This is a genomic window from Roseateles sp., assembly GCF_039929605.1.
Classification (GTDB): domain Bacteria; phylum Pseudomonadota; class Gammaproteobacteria; order Burkholderiales; family Burkholderiaceae_C; genus Pelomonas.
In genome coordinates this window covers 1-6,827 of record NZ_JBDSQX010000082.1, presented here as the reverse complement: position 1 = coordinate 6,827, position 6,827 = coordinate 1, and the positions used below count along the sequence as shown (strand labels likewise).

9 protein-coding genes are annotated in these 6,827 nt (G+C 68.3%); 3 read left to right on the top strand and 6 right to left on the bottom strand.

The genetic code is table 11. The features are described 5' to 3' along the window. Positions 1–139 precede the first annotated feature (139 nt). From ABIS05_RS28220 to ABIS05_RS11340, 3 genes are all read left to right on the top strand, one after another. On the top strand, positions 140–475 hold the full coding sequence (locus ABIS05_RS28220; protein ID WP_407074853.1) for a DUF6980 family protein: 336 nt from the start codon (positions 140–142) through the stop codon (positions 473–475). Between the two features lie 171 nt (positions 476–646). Beyond that, positions 647–964, top strand: coding sequence for a hypothetical protein (locus ABIS05_RS11345; RefSeq protein WP_348011051.1), 318 nt, complete (start codon positions 647–649; stop codon positions 962–964). Between the two features lie 89 nt (positions 965–1,053). Beyond that, entirely contained in the window at positions 1,054–1,341 is a 288-nt protein-coding gene (locus ABIS05_RS11340) for a hypothetical protein (protein ID WP_348011050.1), read from the top strand. Positions 1,342–1,723: 382 nt separating this feature from the next. On the opposite strand, the gene ABIS05_RS11335 is transcribed toward ABIS05_RS11340, so the two are convergent. From ABIS05_RS11335 to ABIS05_RS11310, 6 genes are read right to left on the bottom strand one after another with little or no spacing between them, the layout of a single operon-like run. Then, on the bottom strand, positions 1,724–1,897 hold the full coding sequence (locus ABIS05_RS11335; protein WP_348011049.1) for a hypothetical protein: 174 nt from the start codon (positions 1,895–1,897) through the stop codon (positions 1,724–1,726). A gap of 42 nt (positions 1,898–1,939) precedes the next feature. Next, complete coding sequence (locus ABIS05_RS11330; RefSeq protein ID WP_348011048.1) at positions 1,940–2,392, bottom strand: nuclear transport factor 2 family protein; 453 nt, start codon at positions 2,390–2,392, stop codon at positions 1,940–1,942. Beyond that, complete coding sequence (locus ABIS05_RS11325; RefSeq protein ID WP_348011047.1) at positions 2,386–3,114, bottom strand: alpha/beta hydrolase; 729 nt, start codon at positions 3,112–3,114, stop codon at positions 2,386–2,388. Before ABIS05_RS11325 ends, ABIS05_RS11330 begins: the two co-directional genes overlap by 7 nt. After that, positions 3,114–4,049 (bottom strand): amidohydrolase family protein, encoded by a 936-nt coding sequence (locus tag ABIS05_RS11320; RefSeq protein WP_348011046.1) that lies wholly within the window; start codon positions 4,047–4,049, stop codon positions 3,114–3,116. The genes ABIS05_RS11325 and ABIS05_RS11320 overlap by 1 nt, the downstream gene beginning before the upstream one ends. Next, positions 4,046–5,911: a feruloyl-CoA synthase gene (locus ABIS05_RS11315; RefSeq protein WP_348011045.1), complete on the bottom strand. Its 1,866-nt coding sequence runs from the start codon at positions 5,909–5,911 to the stop codon at positions 4,046–4,048. Before ABIS05_RS11315 ends, ABIS05_RS11320 begins: the two co-directional genes overlap by 4 nt. Positions 5,912–5,919: 8 nt before the next feature. Next, positions 5,920–6,714, bottom strand: a complete 795-nt coding sequence (locus ABIS05_RS11310; RefSeq protein ID WP_348011044.1) for a crotonase/enoyl-CoA hydratase family protein — start codon at positions 6,712–6,714, stop codon at positions 5,920–5,922. Positions 6,715–6,827: the final 113 nt, after the last annotated feature.

Genomic DNA, 6,827 nt, shown 5'->3' with positions numbered 1-6,827 from the left:
GCTCGGCTGACCGGCCAAGACGTGGCTGAACTCATCGCATCCGCAAAGGGCAAGGGCGTTGCGGGAGGCAAGCAGTGACGTTCAACCGGTCGTTCGTGTGGGACGGCTTCGCCGCCCCACAACTCCGACGTTAAAGCTCATGACCTTCTCACTCGTTCTGACTGGCGAATCAAGCTACCCGAACGGGCATTGCTGCGCCGAAATGTCCGAGCAGGCGAACATGGCGTTTCCTGAAGCGAAGAGTCCTTTGCAGGGGTCAACCGACAAACGTATCTATTGGTCCCCTGTATTCGACGAGTACGGGCTTATCTGCCAACCTTCCTCGGAAATCCTTCAAATCCACCACTGCCCCTTTTGTGGTTCTCGTCTCCCTGAATCCAGACGAGACATGTGGTTCGAAAAGTTAGAGAAGGAAGGCTGGAGGACTTGGGGCGACCCAATACCAATCGAGTTGCTTTCACATGACTGGAAGTAGTTTTAACCCGTTGCTCCATCGGACGGCTCCGCCGCCCGCTGAGCGCCCACGTTGGGCAGCGTAGAAGGCGCGCATGGGCAAGCAAAGGAACGTTCAATTCCAGGCCGCGGAGCGCGGCGTAGAAATCGTCGATGTCGCGCGATCGTGTGCAAATCATCCAGAACGGTTTGAATGGCTTCGGGCGATGCTCGCAATTCGGGGTACGACGCCGGCGCCGGCATCCTGGTGGAACTTCGTTCGGTGCCAGATCAGGGTTGTTGGGTGCATTACGGCATGTGGCTCACCAACTCGGGAGCCTTCCTAAAGTTCGTAGCGGACGAGGCATTCGGCTCGCGCCTGCTGGAAGGTTCTGGTCGGTTGGAACACTTTGAGCTTGAGGACGTTTCGGAGCAAGTTTCCACTTCAGCGCACCTGCCAGGAACTGGTCGGTCATTCGGGTGGCTGGCGCTCGACGCGCTGCGCGAAGTCGGCATGAGCAAGACTCAGTAGGAGTGAGCATGGAAGCACAAACGCGGCCCAACCTATCACTGCAGCGGACGGCTTCGCCGCCCGCTGAGTTTTGACGTTAGATTCTTCGTATGAACCAGGGCGAATGTTCATGGTGGCTGGATTGGTCGGCGCTTCCTGAGCGCAAGGTCTGGGCGCGCCTGACTGTTGTCGCCAGCGGAGATGCTGAAGTCCTGGATTGCGACGGTCAGCGTCACCAGTTTCCAAGTGCCGCCGCAGCATGCTTGTGGCTGGGAGAAGACGAGTATTCCCAGATGTCGGATCTCATCGCGGACGGGGAACTGCCGGCCCATCAGAATCCGCCATCGGCGAGAACCGAAGGCGAGCTGGTTCAAATGATGAGGGCTGCGGCAGCGTGAGCTGCTTCTCGTCACGTCGCGGGGGCCTGAGGTGTTCGGCGCCAGAATCTAACGAGTAAGGATAGATCGCGCTTGCCGCGATCTGATCCGTTTGTTGGACAAGCCCGGGGCAAGGCGGCGCGGCGGGTGGCGGGCCACTGCAAATAGATTCGAGGGAGCCAGTCGCGTGAACGGCGCTGGGTGGCAGCGGTGAGTGCCCGGATGCGTGGCGGGACTGCTGCGGGCGGTCTGAGCGGGCGGCGTTGGCGCTTGTTTTGGCCGTTATGTCAGAGGGGCGGGCAAGCTGGCGCGGGCTCGGGGTCCGGTCCTAAATCTAAATCCCTAACTTGACCTTCAGCCACTCAAGCCCGGCTTGTGGGCAATCCACCGAACTTAAGCCCCGTCACCCCTTGTAAACGACGCTGGGATGCGGCTTGACGGTGCGCTTGGGCCGAGGTCGGGAACGGCCGGGGATGTATTTCTGAGCAGTGCGGCCCAGCAAGTCCAGCGCGTCGCCGATGGCCTTGGTCACGTCGCCCACGGCCAGCAGCACCGGCGCCAGCAGGCGGGCCGTCAAGTCTGCCGCGTAGCTGCGATTGCAGCGCTGCGACGTGGCCGCCTAGTCGGCTTGGCTCGCAGCAGCCGCGCACAGCAGCGACGCAAGGTTGTCCGCCAGCACCTTGGCCGCCACGTCGATCAGCAGCGCCTGCTGCAACAAACCCGAGACGCTCTCCAGCTTCATCCGGTGCTTGAGCCGGTGGATTGCGCCGGCATCACCCACCCACAGCAGTACGCGGCTGAGCGCACAGGCCTCGTCGGGCGCCTGCATCTCCACCAGCGTCGACACGACCAGATGCCGCGTCAGCCGCTCGGCGGGGCGGCTGCGGTAGGTTGCTTCGATGGCGGCCCTGCCTTGCACCGGCTCGCCCGCGGGCCGGTGCAGTTCGCCGCCCAGCGTGAACAGCGCGGCCAGGCCGGCGGGGTCGGGGGTGTCGATGCAATGGGCGCTGCGCAGCACGGTGCGGCGGCAGCCGGCCTCGGCCTGCAGCATCTCAAGCTCGTCGATCAGCATGGCGTGCGCCCCGCGTCCAGCCAGTCGGCCAGCGCGGCGTTGACGGCGGCGGGTTGCTCCAGCGTGCTCATGTGGCCGCAGTCGGGCACCAGCACGAGCCGCGCAGCGGGGATCAATGCGGCCATGGCCGCGTGGCGCTGGGGCGGGCTCCATTGGTCGTCCTGGCCGCACAGCACGAGGGCAGGGCAGTCCACGCGGGCCAGCACGTCGCCGGCATCCGGGCGGCCCAGCAGGGCTTGCATCTGCGCGGCGAACTGCTCCGGCGTGCGTCGCTCGACCATGGCCTGCATCTGCGCGAACGCCGCGCCGCCTTGAGCCGCTGGCCTCACCATGCCGGGCAGCCAGCGCCGCGCGACTTCAGCCATGCCCGATTCGCGCGCCACGGCCAGCAAGGCCAGGCGCTGGCGGCGCTCGGCTTCACCGGGCTCCCCGCCAGCGCGCGGCTGCCAGCCGGTGTCCAGCAAGGCCAGGCGGTCGACGCGTTCGGGGGCCTGGCGCATCACCTCCAGCGCGATGCGCCCGCCCATGGAATGGCCGGCCAGTGCAAAGCGTTCGGCCGGCGCCTGGCGCAGCAGTTCGGCGGCCAGCGCCGGCAGGCTGTCGTGGCCGTCGTTGGGCGCCACCCAGCAGCGCGCGTGGCCCGACAGGCCCTGAACCTGCGGCTGCCAGACGCTGTCGTCGCAGAGCAGGCCGGGCACCAGCACCAGCAGCGGCTGGTCCATCAGCAGCACTCCGCGCCGGCCGGCGGCTGCAGGCGCTGGTAGCGGCCCCAGACGGGGTGCTCGTCCAGGCGCAGCAGGCGCACGGCGTTGTCCTTCAGCAGCAGCGGCATCACCTCCGGGCGCAGTCCGGCGTGCGCGGCGTCGGCCATCCAGCGCTCGGGCGTGAGCGCGGGGAAGTCGGAGCCGAACAACATCTTCTTCTTGAGCAGGCCGTTGGCGTATTTGACGAGGATGTCGGGGAAGTATTTGGGCGACCAGCCGGACAGGTCGATCCAGACATTGGGCTTGTGCGTGGCCACGGCAAGCGCGTTTTCCTGCCAGGGGAAGGAGGGGTGGGCGATGACGATGGGCATGTCGGGGAAGTCGACCGCCACGTCGTCCAGGAACATCGGGTCGGAATACTTCAAGCGGATGCCGCCGCCGCCGCGCATGCCGGCACCGATGCCGGTCTGGCCGCTGTGGAAGATGGCGGGCAGGCCGGTGGCGGCAATGGCTTCGTAGACCGCGTAGCAGGCGCGGTCGTTGGGGTAGAAGGCCTGGGCCGAGGGGTGGAACTTGAAGCCGCGCACGCCGAAGTCGTCCACCAGGCGGCGCACCTCGCGCGCACCCATCTTGCCGCGCAGCGGGTCGACGCTGGCGAAGGGGATGAGGGCGTCGGGGTGCTGCGCGGCCTCCTCGGCCACCTCCTCGTTGCTGATGCGCACCTGGCCCATGCCGCGCTCGGTGTCCACCGAGAAGATGACGGCCAGCATGCGGCGCTCGCGGTAGTAGGCGGCCGTCTCGGCGATGGTCGGGCGCGGCATGGCCTCCTTGAAGTAGCTGGCCATGGCCTGGTCGAAGGCATCGGCAACCGGATCGAAGGCGTTGCGCGTGGAGACGGTCGCGTGGGTGTGGATGTCGATGGCCACCAGGTCCTGCAGGTTGGTGGCGCTCACCGAGCGGCTCCTTGCGCCAGCAGCACGTCGGCGGGCGGTGGGTCGGCATAGAGGCGCTCCACCAGCGCCGCCCGCGCGCGCAGCACGGCACGTTGGTTGAGCGAGCCCTTGTCCGTCACCTCGCCCTGCGCGGCGCTGGCAACACCTGGCACGAGCAGGGCACGGCCGATGCGGCTGGCGCTGCCGGTGCCGGTGGCGGCCAGCGCGTCCAGCCAGCGCTGGGCCCAGGCGCGCACGCCGGGGTCGGCAGCCCAGGCGGCCGCCTCGTGGGGGGCATCGGCGGCAGCCAGCTCGGCCGCCGCAGGGGCCAGGAACACCAGCAGGCCCAGCGCATCGCGCCCGTCGCCGGTGATGACGACGTCATGCACATAGGGCAGGGCGTTAGCCATCGCGCGGGCGCGCAGCTGGCCGACGTTGGCCCAGGTGCCGGTGATGAGCTTGAAGTCCTCGGCGATGCGGCCGTCAAAGCGCAGGCCGCGCCCGGGCTGGGCCGGGTCTATCCATTGCGCGGCATCGCCGCTGCAGAAGAAGCCGTCTTCGTCGAAGGCCGCCGCCGTCAGCTCGGGCTGGCCCCAGTAGCCGGGCGTGATGCTGGGGCCGCGGTAGCGCACCTCCAGCTTGTCGCCCACCGGCGCGAGTTTGAGGTCCACCCCCGGCGCGGGCAGGCCGATGATGCCCTGCTGCCAGCCCGGCAGATGGTGGGACACGGCGAAGGGGCCGCTCTCGGTCATGCCCAGGCCCATGGTCATGGGGATGCGCTGGCCCAGCGCCTCGGTGGCCAGGCGGTCCACCAGCTCGATGACCGACTGCGGCATGGCCGCACCCGCCGCGAAGATGAGCTTGAGCTTGGCCAGGACGCGGTCGCACAACGCCGGGTTGTGCGCCATGCGGTGGGCCAGCATCTCCAGCCCCTTGGGCACGGTGTAGATGGCCGTGGGCGACACCTCCATCAGGTTCATCACCGTCTCGGCCATGCCTTCTTCGGTCGGCTTGCCCTCGTCGATGTAGAGGCTGCCGCCGTTGCGCAGCACCAGGCCGAAGTTGGCATTGCCGCCGGCCGTGTGGTGCCAGGGCAGCCAGTCCACCAGCACCGGCGGCTCGGCTTCCAGGAAGGGGTAGCACTGGGCGTACATCTGCTGGTTGGCGCAGAGCATGCGGTGCGTGTTGATGACGGCCTTGGGCGCCTGCGTGGAGCCCGAGGTGAACAGCAGCTTGGCCACCGTGTCGGCCGCCACCCGGTCGAAGGCCGCGTCCACGGCGGGCGTCGCCACGGTGCGCAGCAGGTCGTGCATGCGCAGGGCGCCCGGCCGCTGGCCGTGGCTCAGCAGCACCGGCGTGCCGGGGGGCACGGCCTTGTCCAGCGCCGGGCCGTAAGCCTCGCTATCGGCGGCAAACACCAGGCCGGGCTGCAACAGCGCCACCGCCTGCACCACCTTGGCCGCCTGCGGGTCTAGCCGCGAGTAGGCGGGCGAGACCGGCGCGACCGGCACGCCCACATGCATGGCCGCCAGTGTGAGCAAGGCGTGTTCGATGTCATTGCCCGACAGCAGCATCAGGGGGCGCTCGGCCGACAGGCCGAGGTCCAGCAAGGCCTGGCCCAGCGCCTTCACCTGGGCAGCGGCCTCGGCATAGCTGAGGTGGCGCCAGGGGCGGCCGGGCGTGCCCAGCGTGCCGCGCTCGCGCTGGGCCATGAAGCTGCGGTCCGGTGCGACGGCGGCCCAGTGCAGCAGGTGCTCGGTGAAGCGGCGCGGGTAGGCGGCCAGCGGCTGGTGGGCGCGGATCACGCAGCCGCCGTCGGGCTGCGGCGTGATGTCGGCGCCATAGGGCCCGAAGGCCACGGGGCGGTAGGGTGCGGCGGTCATGGCCGGGCTCAGCTGCGCTCGACCTTGGCCGCCCGCTTGGCAAGGAACTCCGCCATGCGCGCCTTGGCCTCGGGGGCGGACTGGGTGATGGCGCCCACCAGCGACTCCGTCATGAGGCCGTGCGACATCGGCTGCTCGGCGATCAGGGGCAGGGCGTGCATGATGGCGAAGTTGGACATGGGGGCGTTGCCGGCGATGCGCTGCGCGAGTTCCAGCGCCTTGGCCATGCCTTCGCCGTCCGGCACGCAGTGATGCACCAGGCCCACCTGCAGCGCCAGGTCGGCGTTGTAGGTGCGACCGGTCAGCATCATCTCGGTGACGCGCGAGAAGCCCATCAGCTTGGTGATGCGCACCGAGCCGCCGCCGCCCAGGAAGATGCCGCGCTGGCCTTCCGGCAGCCCGAAGTAAGCGCTGTGCTCGGCCACGCGCACGTGGGCGCAGGCCGCCAGCTCCAGGCCGCCGCCCACCACCGCGCCATGCAGCAGGGCCACCACCGGCCGCCGGCCGAACTGCAGGCGGTCGAACACTTCATACCAGGCACGGGAATGGAACACGCCTTCGGCGGCCGACATCTCGCCGAGCTCGCTCAGGTCCAGCCCGGCGCTGAAATGATCGCCGTTGGCGGCCAGCACGATGACCCGCACCGACTCGGGCAGCGAGGCGATGTGCTGGTCGATGGCCCGGATCATGCCCAGGCTCAGCGCATTGCGCTTGGCGGGCCGGTTCAGGGTGAGGGTGGCGATGGCGCCGTCGATGGCGAGGGTGACGAGGTCCGGGGCTGCCTGGGCATGCTCAGTGGTCATGATCGTGCGATAGTGGTTTATCGTTAGTCTAGGTAATGATATAGTTGAGTGCAAGTGCATGCAAATTGGTGTCTGCCCTAGGAGGCTGTCGGGCTTTGGGTCGGGTGCGCGTT

What these genes read in the sequence shown, in the direction of transcription:
- ABIS05_RS28220 (WP_407074853.1), top strand. Translation starts at nt 140, where the DNA reads ATGACCTTCTCACTCGTTCTGACTGGCGAATCAAGCTACCCGAACGGG.
- ABIS05_RS11345 (WP_348011051.1), top strand. Translation starts at nt 647, where the DNA reads ATGGCTTCGGGCGATGCTCGCAATTCGGGGTACGACGCCGGCGCCGGC.
- ABIS05_RS11340 (WP_348011050.1), top strand. Translation starts at nt 1,054, where the DNA reads ATGAACCAGGGCGAATGTTCATGGTGGCTGGATTGGTCGGCGCTTCCT.
- ABIS05_RS11330 (WP_348011048.1), bottom strand. Translation starts at nt 2,392, where the DNA reads ATGCTGATCGACGAGCTTGAGATGCTGCAGGCCGAGGCCGGCTGCCGC.
- ABIS05_RS11310 (WP_348011044.1), bottom strand. Translation starts at nt 6,714, where the DNA reads ATGACCACTGAGCATGCCCAGGCAGCCCCGGACCTCGTCACCCTCGCC.
- ABIS05_RS11325 (WP_348011047.1), bottom strand. Translation starts at nt 3,114, where the DNA reads ATGGACCAGCCGCTGCTGGTGCTGGTGCCCGGCCTGCTCTGCGACGAC.
- ABIS05_RS11315 (WP_348011045.1), bottom strand. Translation starts at nt 5,911, where the DNA reads ATGACCGCCGCACCCTACCGCCCCGTGGCCTTCGGGCCCTATGGCGCC.